Genomic DNA, 18,760 nt, shown 5'->3' with positions numbered 1-18,760 from the left:
GGAGAATCTTGGATAAAGTGGGAAATGATGGGAAAATCTTGGGCAGATTAGGGAGAAACGCCCTCCGTTTTTCTTATGTTCTCATTATGGCCCATATTTGTCCGAAACATGGGCTGGGAATAGCGGGGATTGCGCACCACCAGGGCCAGCAGGAGGGAAAGGACAAGCGCAGCGGCCAGCGCGAAGCGGAGACCCCGCACCAGAGCGGCCTCGTCCTTCACCCAACTCGTGAAAGTGCCGGTCGAGAGCGGCTCGTCGCGCAGCCACGCGGCGAGAACGTCCGGCGCATCGCTGGTGCGCAGCGCGCGGTCGGCCCCATCCTGCGAGGCCAGCGTCCAGAGGCGGTCATCGATCCAGTCCGCATCCGCCACCAGCAACGCCTGCCCCCTGCCCAATCGACAGGTCGCGAGGAATCCCTGCTCGGCGGGCGTGCAGCCGGCCGTCGGCTCGCGCACCACGAAGCGCGAGGCGCCTGCCACCTGCAGTAACGCGCCTGACGCCAAGGTGCGCCGATCCGACGCCTCGCCCCCATGGCCATCGCCATGGGATTGCGCGCTGAATTCCGCAGCCTCCAGTCGCACGCCCCAATGGGCCAGCAGCGGATCGAGCAGACTCGTGAGCGGCGGCCGCCCAGGATGGACGAGCGGGCGCGGGTCCGGCCAGAGCAATAGCGGATCGGCCAGCACCACCGCGCGTCCACCCGCGCGCACCCAGCGGTCCAGCGCGACCAGTTCTTCCGGCGCCATCGCGCGCGGCTGGGCCAGCAGCACCGCCGCGTGCCCGACAAGGCTCTGGTCATTGAGCGCATCCAGAGGGTGCAGGGCGACATGGAGGTCAAGCGCGCGCAACAAGGGCGAGCGCAGGCCGATCGACTGCGTCGCCGGCAATCCGTGAACGGCGCCCATGGCGACATCATGCAAGGGCAAGGCCGAGAACAAAGCGACGCTGGGCCGATCCCCGGCGGCGGCCGATTGGGAAGCATTGCGCATGGCCGGTACGGCCCAGTTCGCGACAAGCACAACCCCTGCGCACAGCGCCAGCGCCGAACCCAGCCTTACCCGGCGGGAGCGGCCTGCGACCAAGGCCCACAGACTGCCGACGATGGCCAGCCCGGCCGCGAGCGCGATCATGCCGGCCCAGGGCAGGCGAACAGATGCCAACCCGATCAGGCACAACGGCGGCAGCAGGACAACGACCCACAGAGCCGCAACCGTCGGCCAGCGCAGCCTCGCAGGAGCAGCCTCGGCGCGGTCACCCTGCCCGGCGCGGGCGGCGCGCGTCAGCAGAATTGCGCCCAGAATGATCCCCGCCGTTCCCGGCCACAGCCAATCGAGCGGATCGAGCCGTCCGGTCCGCAGGCTGGTGCCGGTCAGCCCGAGCAGAAGCGACAGGACGGCAGGGGCAAGCGTCGCCGCCAGCAGCAAGGCAGTGCGGGGCATCGCGGCAACCGGGCGACGGCTCAGGGCGTCTGCTGCTGGGCGGGGCGCTGCGATTGGGCCTGATCGCGGTCCTGATCCATGCGCTGACGCAATTGCGGATCGGGCTCCAGATCGGGTACGGGTGACGGCAGGATGGGCGCGGCGCTGTCCGATGTGGTCGGGGTGACGCCCAGATCCGCCAGCGGTTCATTGTTGGTCGGCGCCGGGGTGCCGGTCGTATTGGCGCCACCGGTCTGTGCGGCGGCGGACGACGCATCGCTCGACATCGTCGCGGTATCGCTCGTCCCATCCTGACGGACGGCATCGACGATGAGGTTCGCCAGCGTAACGACCAGCAGAACCGCGGCCAGCCCGACTAGGCCGATCTGCACGCGCTGCAGTTCCTCACGATGGGCGCGAACGTCGCTCTTGCGGCTCACTGCTTCCCGTTCGGGCCGACTGTCCGCCATCTTGCGCTCCCTAGTCCGCCAACCATGGGAAAGGCGTCAATCCCTTGGAAACCAGCCAGTCCCGATTGTAAAGCGTGGAAAGATAGCGAAGGCCCGTGTCGCATAGGATGGTGACGATGCGGCTGCCCGGCCCGAGCTTGCGCCCCAGCGCCACGGCACCCGCCACATTGATGCCGGTGGAAAGGCCAACGCACAGCCCCTCGCCCATCAGCTTCTCGACCCACATCATGCCTTCTTCGTCAGACATGCGGAACTGCGTGTCGATGGGCGCGCCTTCCAGATTGGCGGTGATGCGCCCTTGCCCGATCCCCTCGGCGACCGAGGAGCCTTCCGCCTTCAACTCCCCACGGGCGTAATAATTATACAGCGCCGCGCCATAAGGGTCGGTCAGCGCGATGGTGATCGCCTCGCTCTTCTGCTTGAGGCCGAGGCCGACGCCCGCGAGCGTGCCGCCCGTCCCGGCCGCGCAGGTGAAGCCGTCGATCCGCCCTTCCATCTGCGCCCAGATTTCCTCGGACGTGCCGACGATATGGGCCTTGCGATTGGCGATATTGTCGAACTGATTGGCCCAGATCGCGTTCGGCGTTTCCTCAGCGAGACGGCGCGAGGTGTGCACGAAGTGACCGGGATTGGCATAAGGCGCAGCGGGGACGAGCACCAGCTCGGCACCAAGCGCGCGCAACGTGTCCATCTTCTCGCGGCTCTGCGTCTCGGGCATGACGATGATCGTGCGATAGCCCTTGGCATTCGCGACCAGCGCCAGGCCGATGCCGGTGTTGCCGGCCGTCCCTTCGACGATGGTGCCGCCGGGCTGCAGCAAGCCCTTTTCCTCGGCATCTTCCACGATGAACAGGGCGGCGCGGTCCTTGACCGAGGCGCCCGGGTTCATGAACTCGCATTTGCCGTAGATTTCGGCGCCGCTGGCCTCGGACGGCCCGGCCAGCCGGACAAGAGGCGTATTACCGATGAGGGAGATCGTGTTGGGATGGACGGTCATAGCGACTGACTAGGACGACGAAGCGCGCTGGGCAAGGCAGGAGATTGCATGGCCGCCGCAAGCCCAGCTTGTCGCCCGAGGCGGCCGGAACGCGCTTATTCGGACCGGACGAGCGCCTGCTCGTCCTCGCCCTGTTCGCGGGCCGCGCGCCGATCCGTAAACCAGATGAAGATCAGCGTCATTTCGTAGAGGATGATGAGCGGAATGGCGAGCATGAGCTGCGAGACCACATCGGGCGGCGTGAGAACCGCAGCCACCGCCACCGCACCGACGATGAAGTAGCGCCGCGCACCCACCAATTGCGCGCGCGAGACGATGCCGGCGCGATTGAGCAGCATCACCAGCACCGGCAGCAGGAAGCTGATGCCAAAGGCCAGGATGAACTGCATGACGAGGCTGAGATAGCTGTCCACGCTGGGCAGCGCTTCCAGCTGCATCCCGCCTGCATCACCCTGAAAGCGCAGGAAGAAGTGAAATGCGGTCGGCATCACCAGATAATAAGCAAAGGCCGCGCCGCCGACGAACAGGATCGGCGTTGCCAGCAGGAAGGGCAGCAGCGCCCGCTTTTCCTTGGCATAAAGGCCCGGCGCGATGAACGCCCAGAGCTGGTTGGCGGTGATCGGGAAGGAGATGAAGAAGGCGCCGAACATGGCAACCTTCAATTCCACGAAGAACGCCTCATAAAGCTTTGTATAGACGAGCTTCCCTACGGAGTTGCCGAAACCCTGCTTGAGCGGCTCGACGAGAAAACCGAGAATGTCGCCCGCGAAATAATAGCAGACTGCGCCGGAAATGAAGAGCGCGGCGACGCAGCGCAACAGGCGCTTTCTCAGCTCGATGAGATGATCGAGCAGCGGCGCCTTGGTATCGTCAATGTCCTTCATGCGGTACGCGGTCCGTTCGACTCGTCGGGAGTGCCAAGCGGCAGGCTGGACTGCGCCATGCTTTCGCTCGCGGGCGCGTCGGGCTTGTGCGCCGGGCCGGCATCCTCGACCGTCTCGCCGGTATGGGACGGCACGTCATCGGTCGCGACCTTATCGTCACGATCCCCCAGCAGTTCCGGCGCGCTATGATCCTGCAGGGCGGGTGTGCTCGCCGGATCGCTGAACTCCGTATTGCGCGTTTCGTCCATGATCTTCTGGTTCTGCTTGGCCCACTGCTTCTGCAGTTCCTCAAGCTCGGCTTCGCGCACCATGGCGTCGATGCCGCTGCGGAAATGGCGCGCCATGCCGCGCGCCTTGCCGACGATCTGACCGAATTTATAGAGCGCGCGCGGCAGATCCTTGGGGCCGATCACGAGGACCGCCACCACCGCGATCAGCAGCAGCTCTGTGGACGCAATGTCAAACATGCCAGGTTGGCCTGATCAGACCGCCCGGATCAGCTTTCGAGCTTCTGCTCTTCGCGCGTCGCGCTGCTCTCGCCGGCTGCGGACTGGCGATCGATGCGCTGCGCAGGCTTCGCCGCGCTCGCCGTATCGCCGTCATCATCCGCAAGGCCCTTCTTGAAGCTCTTAATACCCTTGGCGACATCGCCCATCAGGCTGGAGATACGTCCGCCGCCGAACAGCAGCACGATCACCAGCACCAGTACGACCCAGTGAATCGGGGAACCGAAACCCATCAGAAATCTCCTGTGAATGCGCCCTAACTAAGCCCTGCGGGTCCATAGCGCAATGGCCATCCCGGCATCAGCCCTTGCCTCATCGAATAAGGCGATCAGTCCTCATCTTCTTCATCTTGTGGGTCATTTTCAAGACTCCCCTGCAAATCCAGCGATTCCATCGCCAGATCGACCGGATCAAGCAGGCCGGCAGCGCGCAGATCGTCGATCCCGGGCAGATCGCGCCGGCTGGAGAGGCCGAAGTGGCTGAGAAAATCAGGGGTCGTCGCATAAGTGAGCGGGCGTCCCGGCACCTCTCGCCGCCCCGCCGGGCGCACCCAGCCCGCCTCCATCAGCACGTCCAGCGTCCCCTTGCCGACCTGCACGCCGCGAATCGCCTCGATCTCGGCGCGGCTGACCGGTTCGTGATAAGCGATGATCGCCAGCGTCTCCACCGCCGCCCGGCTGAGCTTGCGCGGCTCCTCCCGCTCGCGGCGCAGGATATGGCTGAGATCGGCCGCCGTCTGGAAATGCCAGCGCCCGCCCCGCTCGACCAGTTCGATCCCGCGACCGGCATAATGCGCGGCCAAAGCCGACAGGCAGCCCCGGATATCGCCGTCCAGCCCGCTATGCCGCTGGATCTCGGCGACGGTCAGCGGGGCCTCGGCCGCGAACAGCACGGCTTCCACGAGACGCTCCATCTCGCTCGCAGCATGGGACGCCGGCGCGCTCATAACGGCACCGCTGGCGCGCGCAGGTACAGCGGCGCGAATGTCTCTTCCTGCCGCAGTTCGACGCGCCCCAGCCGCGCCAGCTCCAGCGCTGCGACGAAACTGCTGGCCAGCGCCGAGCGGCGCAGCTGCGGATCGGCCGTCTCGGGCAGGAACCGGCCCAGCTCGGCCCAGTCCAGCTCCATGCCGATCAGCCGCGACACCCGCTCAATGGCTTCATCCAGCGTCATGACCGGCCGGCGATGGACGATGTGGATGCGCGGCGCCGTCCGCGCCTTCACCTGCCCATAAGCCTGAATGATGTCGAACAGGCTGGCCTGCCACACGATTGCGCGCGGCCGGTGCAATCCTTCCGGCGCCGCGCGGGGGAAGACATCCCGGCCCAGCCGATCCCGCGCCATCAGGCGGGCGCCCGCCTCGCGCATCGCCTCCAGCCGCTGCAACCGCAGATGCAGGCGCAGCGCCAGTTCCTCGGGCGAGGGCTCGGGCTGCGCTTCCTTGGGCAGCAGCAGGCCGGATTTGAGATAGGCGAGCCACGCCGCCATCACCAGATAATCGGCGGCCAGTTCCAGCCGCAGTTCTGCGGCTTCCTCGATGAAGCGCAGATATTGCTCGACAAGGGCGAGGATGGAAATCTCGCGCAGATCCACCTTCTGCGTCCGCGCCAGCGCCAGCAGAAGGTCGAGCGGCCCCTCCCAGCTTTCCACCGAGACGGTGAGGATGGCATCGCCCGGCAGGCGGCGGACAGGCTCCATCCACTCGCCATCGAACAGCCCGGTCGGCGCCTGATTGGCAGGCTGGACGGGCGGGCTGGCGCTCATGCCGGCGCGAGCGCCAATAACGCGTCGCGCGTTGCCATCGCCTTCTCGCCCGGCCAGGCCGGATCGGCGCCGGCGGCGATGCTCGCCATCGCCCGGTCCAGCCGCTCACGCGCCGCGTCGGACATGTCCGGCAAGCGCGCGGCGATGGCTGTCATCTCGTCCATCCGCCCCCAGCAGTTGAGCGCGAGATCGCAACCGGCCGCGACCACCGCCTCGGCCAGTTCATCGGCGGGACCGTTCAGCGCCTTCATGTCGAGATCGTCGGACATCAGCAGGCCATCAAAGCCAATGGCGCCGCGAATAATCTCTCGAATCACATAAGGCGACAGGCTGGCCGGCCGATCCGCATCCCAGACGGTGTAGACGATATGCGCGGTCATGCCCGCCGGGGCGTGACGCAGTGCACGGAATGGCGCGAGGTCGCGCTCCATCTCATCGGCACTGGCCGAAACCGTGGGCAAAGCGAGATGGCTGTCGACCAGCGCGCGACCATGGCCCGGCATATGCTTGACGATGCCGGCGACGCCGCCATCCCTCAGCCCCTCCAGCGTCGCCCGGCCCAGCGCCGCGACCCGCATCGGCTCAGCGCCGAAGGACCGATCCCCAACAATGTCGCTCGCGCCGGGATAGCGCAGATCGAGCACAGGCGCGGCATTGGCGGTGATCCCGACTTCCGAGAGCATCGTGCCGAGCAGACGGGCGTTGCAGCGCGCCGCCTCCATGGCGCTTGAGGGCGCGAGATCATAAAGGGCATCGAAGCGCGCGGCGGGGGGACAGTCCGGCCAGTGCGGCGGGCGCATCCGGGCGACGCGGCCGCCTTCCTGATCGATCATGATGTACAGATCGTCCCGCCCGGCGATCTCGCGCAACTCATCGGTGAGCGCGCGCAACTGGGCGCGGTCGGCGATGTTGCGGCCGAACAGGATGTAGCCTGCCGGGTCGCAGGCGCGGAACAGCGCCCGCTCGTCTGCGCTGACACGCTCGCCGGCAAGGCCGAAGATGACCGGCTTCATCGCGCGGAGATCACCGGACGACGATGCAATTTTCGCCCGCCACGCGCAGCCGGCCGCAGGTGGCGGTGGCATCCGCCGGGGAGGCGACGCTGGCGCGCAGGCGATACAGGGTGCGTCCGCCCGTCTCGACCGGCTCGACGCTGTGTTTGAGGGCCGAGAGATAATCGAATCGGCCGGACTGCTTCTTCCAGACTTCCTCGGCGATGGCGCGCGAGGCAAAGGCGCCGAGCTGGACGCGCGGCCCGGTCAAGGTATCGACATCCTCGACCTTCGCCGGAGCCGGCGCCGCCGGCTTGGGCGTGGCGGCCGTCTTGACCGGCGCGATGACGGTGGGCTTTGCCGCCGGACGCTCCGCCGGGACAGCCAGAGCCGGCGCGGTCGGGCCGGTCTGCTTCAAATCGTCACGCGGTGCTTCCGGCACGCGGCTCGCATCGATGCGGCCCGAAGCCTCCCGGCCCTCGCTGGCTGCAAAGGCTTCGTCCCCTTCCCCATCGAAGGTGCGCGCGTCCGACGCGTTGGCCGGAACCTTGTAATCCTTGTTCTCCGCCGCGATCAGCGGTGCCGAGCCATCGCTGCCGCTGCGATCACGATTGCTGAACAGATAGCCGCCGGCGACAATCACCCCGAGCAGAACCAGGCCCAGCACCGCCAGACCGACAATGCGGATCGGGGACACCCTTTCGGTCTCTTCCTCGATTCCTGCGGGCTCCAGCCAGGGCAGCCGGTCCTCGTCATCAAGATTGAGACCGTTGTTCGGCTCCCCGGCTGACATCAGTTCATCTCCTCAAGCGCGCTGACGCCCATCAGGGCCAGGCCGTTGTTGATAACCTGACCGATTCCGGCGCTCAAGTGCAGTCGCGCCGCAGTGAGGCCCGCATCGCCCGCGACGATCACGCGCCGCTCGGGCTGATCATTGCCGAGGTTCCACCAGCCATGGAAGCTGGCGGCAAGATCGTAGAGATAGAAAGCGATGCGATGCGGCTCACGCGCATTGGCGGCAGCCTCGACTACGCGGGGGAAGGTGGCCAGTTGCTTGACCAGATCCAGCTCCTCCGGGCCGAACAGCGCGCTGTCCGCCGCGGGCAGACCGTCCGGGAAGCTCTCCTGCACCCGGCGCGCCAGCGAGGAAATCCGCGCATGGGCATATTGCACGTAGAAGACCGGATTGTCCTTGCTGGCTTCCACCACCTTGGCGAAGTCGAAATCCATCTGCGCATCGGCCTTGCGCGTCAGCATGGTGAAGCGCACCACATCCTTGCCGACTTCCTCGACGACGTCTGCCAGCGTGACGAAATTGCCGAGCCGCTTGCCCATGCGGACCAGCTCGCCACTGCGCATCAGGCGGACCATCTGCACCAGCTTGACGTCGAACTGGACCTTGCCGCCGGTCAGCGCAGCCACGGCGGCCTTGATCCGCTTGACGGTGCCGGCATGGTCGGCGCCCCAGATGTCGATCAGCTGGTCGGCATTCTCGGCCTTCTGGGCATGATATGCGAGGTCGGTGCCGAAATAGGTCAGACCGCCATCGGACTTGCGCACCGGCCGGTCGCTATCGTCACCGAACTGCGTCGCACGGAAGAGCGTCATTTCGGTCGGCTCCCAATCGTCAGGCAGTTCACCCTTCGGCGGCTCCAGCACGCCCTGATAGATGAGGCCCTCCGCCTCCAGCCGGGCCAGCGCCGCATCGACGCGGCCGGCCTGCTGCACGGCCGCTTCGGAGGCGAAGACATCATGATGAATGCCGAGCAGCGCCAGATCGGCGCGGATCATGTCCATCATCGCGGCGACGGCGCGCTCGCGGAACAGGTCGAGCCAGTCGGCTTCCGGGGCTCCGACGTAGCGGTCACCGAATTCCGCCGCCAGCGCCTGACCGATGGGGATCAGATATTCGCCCGGATAGAAGCCTTCGGGGATCGCGATCGCCTCGCCCAGCGCCTCCCGGTAGCGCAGATGCACCGAACGACCGAGCGTCTGCACCTGCGCGCCGGCATCGTTGATATAATATTCGCGGATGACGCTGTGTCCGGCATATTCGAGCAGCGCCGCCAGGGCATCGCCGACGACCGCGCCCCGGCAGTGGCCCATGTGCATTGGCCCGGTCGGATTGGCCGAGACATATTCGATGTTGACGCGCACGCCCTTGCCCATGGTCGAGCGGCCATAGTCGGCGCCGGCTGCATGGATGGCGGCCAGCTCGTCTTCCCAGGCAGTGCGGACAAGACGCAGGTTGATGAAGCCGGGGCCGGCGATCTCCACGCCGTCGACATCCGCGAGCGTCCGCAGCCGGCCGGCGATCAGCTCGGCAAGGGCGCGGGGATTGGTGCCGGCGGGCTTGGCCAGCACCATCGCGGCATTGGTCGCCATGTCGCCATGCGACGGGTCGCGCGGCGGCTCGACGGTCACGGCGGCGCGATTGAGGCCGGCGGGCAATTCGCCAGCCTGCACCATGTCGTCCAGAAGGCCGTCCAGCGCGGCGGCAATACGAGCGAAGATATTCATCGGGTCAGCGGTCCTGTCAGCATCGGCGGCGCGGCTGCAGGATGCTGCGGTCGTCCGGCCGCCGGAAAATATCAGCGGGTCACGTTATAGCGGAGCTGGTCGGTGGCCAGGTTGAAACCCAGGAGCAGCTCGAAGCTGCTTCGCTGGATCGCCTCGCGCACTTCCGGGCGGGCCAGCGGATCGAGCGCGGCGTCCTGGTCGCCCGTCTTGCGCGGGCGGGTAATCATGCGCTCGATCTCGGGCGGCAGGGTCGCCGCACTGCGATCGATATAGGCAGAGGTGCTGCCGGTCGCCTCGGCACGCAGCGCGCCCTCAGCGAAATTCAGTCGCACCATCGTGACGCGCTTGGCGGTCACCGCCGTCGCGCCGCGCACGACTGCCGCGAAGACGGGCAGATCGACCGTCCGCGCCGGGCCGGCATCGCGGCGCACCGCAACAACCTTGTAGCCGACCTGGGAATAAATGTCGGTCTCGCCCGTGGTGCAAGCCGGCCGCACATCGGTGAGCGTCGCGACCACGTCGATCGCGCGCGCGTCGCGGCTGTCGGCCGGGTCGAACAGGGTAACGTCGCCGGTGTGCGCGGCCACGGCCACGGTCGGGCATGCGGTGCGGAACTGGATGATGCCTTGTCCGGCGGAGTCGATGTCGCCGCGCTTCGCGCAGCCGGCCATCAGGGCGACAAGAGCTGCCAGAACGGCGGGTTTCGAGAGAGCGGCGATCCGCACGATGGCTCCAATTCCTTCATTCTGGCGCGCGCGGGATATCCCACGCACAATCGGGTCCGCGCTTCTTAGTCGCGCTCCCACGGGCGCGCAACCGAAAGGGCACGTCGCCCGGACGGGCTGCAAAGACCTCGCCCGGACCAGATGACCGCAGGATGAACCAGATGACCGTTGCGCCCTTACCCATTCTTCCGGCTTTCCCTCAGGCGGCCATGCCCCTAATGGGACTGGATGGATGGATCGACACATATGCCCGACATGCCTGCCTCTCGCCAGCGCCCCGCCCTCACCGTTCTGGTCGCCGCACCGCGCGGCTTCTGCGCCGGTGTCGACCGCGCGATCATGATCGTGGAGCGGGCGCTCGAGAAGTTCGGCGCGCCAGTCTATGTCCGGCACGAGATCGTCCACAACCGCTTCGTCGTCGATGGGCTGCGCGCCAAGGGCGCCATCTTCGTGGACGAGCTGGATCAGGTGCCCGATGGGCGGCCAGTCGTCTTTTCCGCCCATGGCGTGCCCAAGGTCGTGCCCGCCAATGCCGAGGCGCGCGGTCTCGATTATCTCGATGCGACCTGCCCGCTGGTCTCCAAGGTCCATCGACAGGCCGAGCGGCAGGTGGAGGCCGGGCGCCACATCCTGTTCATCGGCCATGCCAACCATCCCGAGGTGATCGGCACGTTCGGCCAGGTGCCGGACGGCGCGATGACGCTGATCGAGACGCAGGCGGATGCCGAGGCCTTCCAGCCCGCCCCCGGCGTGTCGCTGGCCTTCCTCACCCAGACCACCCTGTCCGTTGACGATACCGCGGAGATCGTCGCGACGCTGGAGCGGCGCTTTCCGGACATTGCCGCGCCGAAGGGCGAGGACATCTGCTATGCGACCTCCAACCGCCAGGCCGCGACCAAGGAAATCGCCCGTCGTGCGCAGGCGGTGATGGTCATCGGCGCGCCGAACAGCTCCAACTCCATGCGGTTGGTCGAGGTCGCCGACCGCAGCGGCGCGCGCGCCCGCCTGATCGAAACCGCCGACGAAATCGACTTCGACTGGCTGGCCGGCGTCGAGACGCTGGGCGTGACCGCCGGGGCCAGCGCGCCCGAAGTGCTGGTGCGCAGCGTGATCGACAAGCTCGCCACCCGCTTCGACGTGACCGAGGAGGAAGTGCTCACCACCACCGAATCGATCACCTTCAAGCTGCCGCGCGGCCTGGAAGCGGCCTGAGCCATGGCTGTCTACACGCAGGTGCCGGCCGAGACGCTGGCGCTCTTCCTCGAACGCTACGATGTCGGCACCCTGCTCGCCGCCAAGGGCATCGCCGAGGGCGTCGAGAACAGCAACTATCTGGTCGACACGACCGGCGCGGACGGCAACGGCGCCCGCTTCATCCTGACGCTCTACGAAAAGCGCGTGGATGTGGCGGACCTGCCCTTCTTCATGGATCTGCTCGATCATGTCGGCGCGCGCGGCTGCCCGGTGCCGCGCTTCATCCACGATCGCGAGGGCAAGGCACTGCAGACGCTGCGCGAGCGGCCCGCCGCCCTCATCGAGTTTCTGAACGGCGTGTCGGTGACGCATCCGACCCCGCCGCAGGCCCGGTCTGCAGGCGCGGCGCTGGGGCAGTTTCACCGCGCCGCCGAGGGCTTTTCCGGCGAGCGCCCCAACACGCTCGGCCCGGAAGGATGGCACCGCCTCGCCAATGAGTGCGGCGGCGCGCTGGATACCATCCAGCCGGGGCTGGAACAGCGCGTACGGACCGAACTCGCCTATCTCGACGCGCATTGGCCGCAGGCGCTGGCGCGTGGCGTCATCCATGCCGATCTGTTTCCGGACAATGTGCTGATGCGCGGCGATGAGGTCGGCGGACTGATCGACTTCTACTTCAGCTGCACGGACATCCGCGCCTATGATCTCGCCATCATGCATGGCGCCTGGTGCTTCGGGCCCGACGGGCGGGACTTCGACAGCGCCGTGGCTTTGGCGCTGATCGCGGGATATCGCGCGACGCATGGGCTGACCGCGGAGGAATATGCCGCGCTGCCTGTCCTCGCACGCGGCGCCGCGCTGCGCTTCCTGCTGACCCGCGCCTATGACTGGATCAACACGCCCGCCAATGCGCTGGTGACGCGCAAGGACCCGCTGGCCTATCTGCGGCGCCTCGACTTTTATGCCGAAACGGACGCAGCGGCGCTGTTCGGCTCGGCCTCGTGAAAACCGTCCAGCTATTCACCGACGGCGCCTGCAAGGGCAATCCCGGACCGGGCGGCTGGGGCGTGGTGCTGCGCTTCAACGGCCATGAGAAGGAGCTTTCCGGCGGGGAAGCGCACACCACCAACAACCGGATGGAGCTGATGGCCGCAATCGCCGGCCTCAACGCCCTCAAGGGGCCGTGCCATGTGATCCTGTCCACGGACAGCAACTATGTGAAGGACGGCATCACCCGCTGGATTCACGGCTGGCAGCGCAATGGCTGGCGCACCGCCGACAAGAAACCGGTCAAGAATGCCGACCTCTGGCAAGAACTGCTCGCCGCCGTCGCGCCCCACCGGATCGACTGGCAATGGGTAAAGGGCCACTCCGGCCACCCGGAAAACGAGCGCGCCGACCGCCTCGCCAGCGATGCGGCGGAGCGGGCGCGGGGTTAGGCTTTCGCGCCTCCGGGCTGCTGTTCGCGTTAGCCCCATAGCGCCCGGTTTTACGCCGGCTGGAACGTCCGCCGCCAACCTTCGTTACGGCGTGGAGCCGATCCTGGGCTCGTTAGCCAAAGATCGGACTGTTATGCCGCCACGCACCCTGATCCAGTTCTTCCATTGGTACACGCAGGATGGAGGGCTGCATTGGGATGAGGTGGCTGACAGGAGCGCCAGCCTGGCGGGCATCGGCATCACCGATGTCTGGCTGCCACCGGCCGGCAAGGGGGCGGCGGGCGGCTATTCGGTTGGGTACGATGCCTATGACCTGTTCGACCTCGGCGAGTTCGACCAGAAGGGCACGGTGGCGACCAAATATGGCGATCGCGCCGCGCTCGAACGGGCCTGCGCTGCCCTGCGCGATGCCGGATTGCGGGTGATCCACGACGTTGTCTTCAATCACAAGATGGGCGGGGATGAGACGGAGCAGGTGCGCGTGCGCCGGGTCAATCCGGATAACCGCACCGAGATCGAGGACGAAGCTTTCGAGGCGCGCGCCTATACGCGCTTCACCTTCCCGGGGCGCAATGGCGCCTATTCCAAGTTCATCTGGGATGCCCGCTGCTTCAGCGGCGTGGACCATCTCGACGAGCCCAATGAAAATGGCGTCTTCAAGCTCGTCAACGACTATGGCGATGGCGAGTGGAACGCCGAGGTGGACGAGGAACTCGGCAACTTCGACTATCTGATGGGATCGGACATCGAGTTCCGCAACAACGCCGTCTATGAAGAGCTGAAATATTGGGGCCGCTGGCTGGCCGAGCAGCTTCCGGTCGATGGCTTCCGCCTCGATGCCGCCAAGCATATCCCGGCCTGGTTCTTCCGCGACTGGGTAGGGCATATGCGGGAGAGCGTGGCGGACGATCTGTTCGTGGTCGCCGAATATTGGCACCCGGACATGACCGCCCTGCAAACCTATCTCGACCGGGTCGATCATCAGCTCGCCCTGTTCGACGTCGCCCTGCATCACCGCTTTCACGAGGCCTCGTGCGCGGGCGACGCGTTCGACATGCGGACGATCTTCGACGGCTCGCTGGTGGCGGTGGCCCCGGACCGGGCGGTGACGATCGTGGCAAACCACGACACCCAGGCGCTGCAGGCCATGGAAGCACCCGTCGAGACCTGGTTCCGTCCGCTGGCTTATGCGCTGATCCTGCTGCGCGACGCCGGGGTGCCGTGCGTGTTCTATCCCGATCTCTATGGCGCGCGGTACAAGGATACGGGCGGCGATGGCGAGACTCATGAGGTCGAGATGCCGCCGATTGACGGCCTCGAGAAGCTGATCGAAGCGCGGCAGCGTTTCGCGCATGGCCCGCAGACCGACCTGTTCGACGACCCCCATGCCATCGGCTTCATCCGCCACGGCACCGGGGATGCGCCGGGCTGCGTCGTGCTGCTCACCAATGCGGGCGATGCCACCAAGGTCTTCGATCTCGGCCCGGACCATGCCGGCGCGGGCTTCCGCGATTATCTCGGGCATTGCGAGGAAGAAATCTGGTCGGACGACGAGGGACGGCTGACCGCGCGGGTGAATGGCGGAAGCGTGAGCGTGTGGGTGCGCAGCGACGCATTTTGAGGGGCTCAGCGCCAGCGCATTGCCCTTTTGGGAACTCCGGGGCGACCGATGCTCAGGAACGACCCTCCAACATCGCGCGTTGGCTCAATTGAAAGGAGTTCTCAGATGGAAGATGAGGTTCACAAGACCACCGAAGACGCCCGTGCCGGCCAGACGCCGCACATCGTCCGTTATGTGCTGAGCATCTCGCTCGTGCTTGCGGTGATTGTGATGGCGGTCGTTCTGTTCTGGGGCTCGGCCCAGAGCTGACGCCGGCCTGAACGCGCTTTTGCGCGCAAAAAAGTGGGGCCGGACGCGGCCGGCCCACATTCCTTAAATATCGCGGCGCCCGAGCAAGCGCAGACGCAGGGCGTTGAGCTTGATGAAGCCAGCCGCATCCCGCTGATCATAGGCGCCCGCATCATCCTCGAACGTCACGACCTTCTCGCTGTAGAGCGAATTGGGCGACTTGCGGCCCACGACGATGCAGCTGCCCTTATAGAGCTTGAGGCGGACCGTGCCCGCGACCTTCAGCTGGCTGTGGTCGATTGCTGCCTGCAGCATCTCGCGCTCGGGTGAGAACCAGAAGCCGTTATAGACCAGTTCCGCATAGCGCGGCGCCAGTTCGTCCTTGAGATGGGCGGCGCCGCGATCCAGCGTCAACTGCTCGATGCCGCGATGGGCCAGCGCATAGATCGTGCCGCCCGGCGTCTCGTACATGCCGCGCGACTTCATGCCGACGAAGCGGTTCTCGACCAGATCGAGCCGGCCAATGCCGTGCTTGCGGCCCAGTTCGTTGAGCGCCTCGAGCAGCGTCGCGGGGCTCATCGCCTGGCCATTGAGGGCCGTGCCGTCACCCTTTTCGAAATCGACGGTGATATATTCCGGCGTGTCCGGCGCATCCTGGGGATTGACGGTGCGCGAATAGACATAGTCCGGCACCTCCTCCCACGGATCTTCCAGCACTTTGCCCTCCGAGGAGGTGTGCAGCATGTTGGCGTCGGTGGAGAACGGCGCTTCGCCGCGCTTGTCCTTGGGCACCATGATCTGGTGCTGCTCGGCCCATTCGATGAGCTTGGTGCGCGAGGTCAGATCCCACTCGCGCCACGGCGCAATGACCTTGATATCCGGCTGGAGCGCATAATAGCCAAGCTCGAACCGCACCTGGTCATTGCCCTTGCCGGTCGCGCCGTGGGACACGGCATCGGCCCCGACCATCTTGGCGATCTCGATCTGGCGCTTGGCGATCAGCGGCCGCGCGATGGAGGTGCCAAGCAGATACAGCCCCTCATACATGGCGTTGGCGCGCATCATCGGGAAGACATAATCCCGCACGAATTCCTGGCGCAGATCGTCGATGAAGATGTGCTCGGGCTTCACGCCGGCATTCAGCGCCTTCTGCCGGGCCGGCTCCAGCTCCTCGCCCTGTCCCAGATCGGCCGTGAAGGTCACGACCTCGCAGCCATAATGGATTTGCAGCCACTTGAGGATGACGCTGGTATCGAGGCCACCGGAATAGGCGAGAACAACGCGCTTGATGGTGTCGGACATGGCGACAGGGGTCTTTCGAACTGGAGGTCGAGGATCAGGCCGGTCGCCTATCAGCGTCGCTCAAAACGCGCAACCTGTGAGGGACGCCGGGCGCGCCAATCCGCTGGCAGCCCGCCACTAGTCATCGGCAAGATCGATCATTGAGACGACTTTAATCGATTTTCGTTCTTGAACGGGTGGCATTATTGTCAGCCTTGGAACGCAGCCTGCAGCCTGCGTCCATTGCTCGCCGGTTCCCCACGGCCGCGCGGGCACCTGCTGCCCCGGCACCCCCCTCCTGCCGGGGCAGCTATCGCCTCCCGACATTCCCCAGCATCCAGCAAGACCACGGCAGCTTTGCGCTGGCCTAAATCAAACCGCCCGGCCCCATCTCTGGAGCCGGGCGGCGAAGCATCCGTCATGGAAGAGGGATTATGCCGCGAGATCGAACCGGTCGGCGTTCATCACCTTCACCCAGGCCGCGATGAAGTCGGCCACGAACTTGTCGGCAGCGTCGGACGACGCGTAGACCTCTGACAGCGCCCGCAGCTGGGAGTTCGATCCGAACACCAGATCGGTGCGGGTCGCGGTCCATTTCTCCGTGTCCGTCTTGCGGCAGGTGCCGACGAACACCTCGTCCCCGCGATCATCGACTTCCTTCCACGCCGTGCCCATGTCGAGCAGGTTGACGAAGAAGTCGTTGGTCAGCTGGCCGGGACGATCCGTCAGCACGCCTTCCTTGCGACCATTGTGATTGGCACCGAGCACGCGCAGCCCGCCGACCAGCACCGTCATCTCCGGCGCGCTCAGCCGCAGAAGCTGGGCGCGGTCGATCATCAGCTCCTCGGTCGGCACGCTGAAGCGCACCTGCAGATAGTTGCGGAAGCCGTCTGCCTTGGGCTCCAGCACGGCGAAGCTCTCGGCATCGGTCCAGTCCTGCACGGCATCGGTACGACCGGGGATGAACGGCACGGTCACTGCGCGCCCCGCTGCCTTGGCGGCCTGCTCGATGCCGACGCTGCCGCCCAGCACGATCAGATCGGCAATGCTCACCTTCTTCCCGCCCGGTGCCGCCGCATCGAAGTCCGCCTTTATGCCCTCGTAGACATTCAGGACGCGGGCCAGTTGCGCGGGCTCATTGACCTCCCAGTCCTTCTGCGGCGCAAGGCGGATGCGCGCGCCATTGGCGCCGCCCCGATGGTCCGAGCCGCGATAGGTGGAGGCCGAGGCCCAGGCGGTGGTGACCAGCTCAGCCACGGACAGGCCCGATGCCGCGATCTTCTCCTTGAGCGCGGTGACATCGGCGGCGTCGATCGGCGCATGGTCGGCCTTGGGGATCGGGTCCTGCCAGATCAGGTCTTCCGCCGGCACCTCCGGGCCGAGATAGCGCGCCTTCGGCCCCATGTCGCGGTGACACAGCTTGAACCAGGCCCGTGCGAAGCAATCCGCGAAATAGTCCGGATTCGCCCGGAATTTCTCCATGATCACCCGATAGGCGGGGTCCATCTTGAACGCCATGTCCGCCGTGGTCATCATCGTCGGCACATGCTTGGCAGGATTGTGCGCGGCCGGGGCCAGCGTCTCGGGCGGATTGCCGACCGGCTGCCACTGCTTCGCGCCGGCGGGACTGCGCACCAGCTCATACTCATGGTCGAGCAACATGTCGAAATAGCTCATGTCCCAGCTGATCGGCGTCGGCGTCCACGCGCCTTCGATGCCGCTGGTGATCGTATGATCGCCGATGCCGCTCTCATGACTCGACTGCCAGCCCAGGCCCTGCTGCGCGATGTCTGCGCCTTCCGGCTCGGCGCCGATCTTGGAGGCATCGCCCGCGCCGTGCGCCTTGCCGAAGGTGTGGCCACCGGCCGTCAGGGCAGCTGTCTCTTCATCGTCCATGCCCATGCGCTTGAACGTCTCGCGAATGTCCCGTGCGGACTGGAGCGGATCGGGATTGCCGCCCGGCCCTTCCGGGTTGACGTAGATGAGGCCCATCTGGATCGCGGCGAGCGGGTCTTCCAGCGCGCGGCCCTCGGCCTCGTCAATGCGGGTGAGGTTGCCTTCCTGGCCCACCCACTGCTCCTCGGTGCCCCAGTAGATGTCCTTCTCCGGCTCGAACACGTCGGCCCGGCCGCCGCCGAAGCCAAACACCGGCCCGCCCATCGATTCGATCGCGACATTGCCGGCGAGGATCATCAGGTCCGCCCAGCTCAGCTTGGCGCCATATTTCTGCTTGATTGGCCAGAGCAGCCGGCGAGCCTTGTCCAGATTGGCGTTGTCCGGCCAGCTGTTGAGCGGGGCGAAGCGCTGCTGCCCGCTATTGGCGCCACCGCGACCGTCACCGGTGCGATAGGTACCCGCCGAGTGCCACGCCATGCGGATGAAGAATGGGCCATAATGGCCGTAATCCGCCGGCCACCAGGGCTGGCTGTCCGTCATCAACGCATGGAGGTCGCGTTTGACGGCCTCATAATCCAGCATCTTGAACGCTGCGGCATAGTCGAAATCGTCCCCCATCGGGTCGGTGGAGAGACCGTTTCGCTGGAGAATTTCGAGCGAGAGCTGGTTGGGCCACCAGTCCCGGTTGGTGCGGCCCAGCAGCGAGCGCATCGCTGCGGACGTCTTCATCGGGCAACCCGACGGCGAACCACTTGTTTTCGCGTCCATTTCAATATCCTTCCCGATCAAAATTCATTGAGGGGAGATTATCGAACACTGGCCGCC

Annotated in this window: 19 protein-coding genes; 5 read left to right on the top strand and 14 right to left on the bottom strand. The window is 66.1% G+C overall.

Annotation, left to right across the window (positions count from 1 at the left end):
* Window positions 1-47: 47 nt before the first annotated feature.
* The 12 genes from M2331_RS02685 to M2331_RS02630 all read right to left on the bottom strand — a co-directional run bounded on the left by M2331_RS02685 (window position 48) and on the right by M2331_RS02630 (window position 10,276).
* The gene (locus tag M2331_RS02685; protein ID WP_181558855.1) at window positions 48-1,439 is read right to left on the bottom strand and encodes a hypothetical protein; all 1,392 of its coding nucleotides are present in this window, start codon (window positions 1,437-1,439) and stop codon (window positions 48-50) included.
* A 20-nt stretch (window positions 1,440-1,459) separates the two neighbouring features.
* The gene (locus M2331_RS02680) at window positions 1,460-1,888 is read right to left on the bottom strand and encodes a hypothetical protein (RefSeq protein WP_264572193.1); all 429 of its coding nucleotides are present in this window, start codon (window positions 1,886-1,888) and stop codon (window positions 1,460-1,462) included.
* Between the two features lie 10 nt (window positions 1,889-1,898).
* Window positions 1,899-2,885: a cysteine synthase A gene (locus tag M2331_RS02675; protein ID WP_181558854.1), complete on the bottom strand. Its 987-nt coding sequence runs from the start codon at window positions 2,883-2,885 to the stop codon at window positions 1,899-1,901.
* Between the two features lie 95 nt (window positions 2,886-2,980).
* On the bottom strand, window positions 2,981-3,769 hold the full coding sequence (tatC, locus tag M2331_RS02670) for a twin-arginine translocase subunit TatC (protein ID WP_181558853.1): 789 nt from the start codon (window positions 3,767-3,769) through the stop codon (window positions 2,981-2,983).
* Window positions 3,766-4,236, bottom strand: coding sequence for a Sec-independent protein translocase protein TatB (tatB, locus tag M2331_RS02665; protein WP_181558852.1), 471 nt, complete (start codon window positions 4,234-4,236; stop codon window positions 3,766-3,768). The genes tatC and tatB overlap by 4 nt, the downstream gene beginning before the upstream one ends.
* 29 nt (window positions 4,237-4,265) lie before the next feature.
* The gene (locus M2331_RS02660; protein ID WP_181558851.1) at window positions 4,266-4,508 is read right to left on the bottom strand and encodes a twin-arginine translocase TatA/TatE family subunit; all 243 of its coding nucleotides are present in this window, start codon (window positions 4,506-4,508) and stop codon (window positions 4,266-4,268) included.
* A gap of 95 nt (window positions 4,509-4,603) precedes the next feature.
* A complete protein-coding gene (gene scpB, locus M2331_RS02655) occupies window positions 4,604-5,221 on the bottom strand; it encodes an SMC-Scp complex subunit ScpB (RefSeq protein WP_264592260.1) in 618 nt (205 codons plus the stop codon).
* On the bottom strand, window positions 5,218-5,973 hold the full coding sequence (locus M2331_RS02650; protein WP_181561322.1) for a segregation and condensation protein A: 756 nt from the start codon (window positions 5,971-5,973) through the stop codon (window positions 5,218-5,220). Before M2331_RS02650 ends, scpB begins: the two co-directional genes overlap by 4 nt.
* A gap of 62 nt (window positions 5,974-6,035) precedes the next feature.
* Window positions 6,036-7,052 carry a beta-N-acetylhexosaminidase gene (gene nagZ, locus M2331_RS02645; protein WP_181558850.1) on the bottom strand — a complete coding sequence of 339 codons (1,017 nt, stop codon included), beginning with the start codon at window positions 7,050-7,052 and terminating at the stop codon, window positions 6,036-6,038.
* 10 nt (window positions 7,053-7,062) lie between these two features.
* On the bottom strand, window positions 7,063-7,824 hold the full coding sequence (locus tag M2331_RS02640; RefSeq protein ID WP_181558849.1) for an SPOR domain-containing protein: 762 nt from the start codon (window positions 7,822-7,824) through the stop codon (window positions 7,063-7,065).
* Window positions 7,824-9,551, bottom strand: coding sequence for an arginine--tRNA ligase (gene argS / locus M2331_RS02635; RefSeq protein ID WP_181558848.1), 1,728 nt, complete (start codon window positions 9,549-9,551; stop codon window positions 7,824-7,826). Before argS ends, M2331_RS02640 begins: the two co-directional genes overlap by 1 nt.
* A gap of 71 nt (window positions 9,552-9,622) precedes the next feature.
* Window positions 9,623-10,276, bottom strand: coding sequence for a hypothetical protein (locus tag M2331_RS02630; protein WP_264592259.1), 654 nt, complete (start codon window positions 10,274-10,276; stop codon window positions 9,623-9,625).
* Between the two features lie 255 nt (window positions 10,277-10,531).
* On the opposite strand from M2331_RS02630, the gene ispH reads away from it, so the two are divergent.
* The 5 genes from ispH to M2331_RS02605 all read left to right on the top strand — a co-directional run bounded on the left by ispH (window position 10,532) and on the right by M2331_RS02605 (window position 14,779).
* On the top strand, window positions 10,532-11,488 hold the full coding sequence (gene ispH, locus M2331_RS02625) for a 4-hydroxy-3-methylbut-2-enyl diphosphate reductase (protein WP_413714902.1): 957 nt from the start codon (window positions 10,532-10,534) through the stop codon (window positions 11,486-11,488).
* Window positions 11,489-11,491: 3 nt separating this feature from the next.
* Window positions 11,492-12,475 carry a homoserine kinase gene (thrB, locus tag M2331_RS02620; RefSeq protein ID WP_181558846.1) on the top strand — a complete coding sequence of 328 codons (984 nt, stop codon included), beginning with the start codon at window positions 11,492-11,494 and terminating at the stop codon, window positions 12,473-12,475.
* Window positions 12,472-12,909, top strand: a complete 438-nt coding sequence (gene rnhA / locus M2331_RS02615; RefSeq protein WP_181558845.1) for a ribonuclease HI — start codon at window positions 12,472-12,474, stop codon at window positions 12,907-12,909. Before thrB ends, rnhA begins: the two co-directional genes overlap by 4 nt.
* A 133-nt stretch (window positions 12,910-13,042) precedes the next feature.
* Window positions 13,043-14,530 carry an alpha-amylase gene (gene amyA / locus M2331_RS02610; protein WP_181558844.1) on the top strand — a complete coding sequence of 496 codons (1,488 nt, stop codon included), beginning with the start codon at window positions 13,043-13,045 and terminating at the stop codon, window positions 14,528-14,530.
* Between the two features lie 105 nt (window positions 14,531-14,635).
* The gene (locus M2331_RS02605) at window positions 14,636-14,779 is read left to right on the top strand and encodes a hypothetical protein (protein ID WP_181558843.1); all 144 of its coding nucleotides are present in this window, start codon (window positions 14,636-14,638) and stop codon (window positions 14,777-14,779) included.
* A gap of 63 nt (window positions 14,780-14,842) precedes the next feature.
* Here the strand turns inward: M2331_RS02605 and M2331_RS02600 are convergent, their stop codons facing one another.
* Both M2331_RS02600 and katG read right to left on the bottom strand, forming a co-directional pair.
* Complete coding sequence (locus tag M2331_RS02600) at window positions 14,843-16,060, bottom strand: argininosuccinate synthase (protein ID WP_181558842.1); 1,218 nt, start codon at window positions 16,058-16,060, stop codon at window positions 14,843-14,845.
* A 411-nt stretch (window positions 16,061-16,471) separates the two neighbouring features.
* The gene (gene katG, locus M2331_RS02595; protein WP_181558841.1) at window positions 16,472-18,703 is read right to left on the bottom strand and encodes a catalase/peroxidase HPI; all 2,232 of its coding nucleotides are present in this window, start codon (window positions 18,701-18,703) and stop codon (window positions 16,472-16,474) included.
* Between the last annotated feature and the right edge of the window lie 57 nt (window positions 18,704-18,760).

The organism is Sphingobium sp. B10D7B, assembly GCF_025961955.1.
Taxonomy (GTDB): Bacteria; Pseudomonadota; Alphaproteobacteria; order Sphingomonadales; family Sphingomonadaceae; genus Sphingobium.
This window is presented reverse-complemented; position numbering and strand designations above follow the sequence as displayed.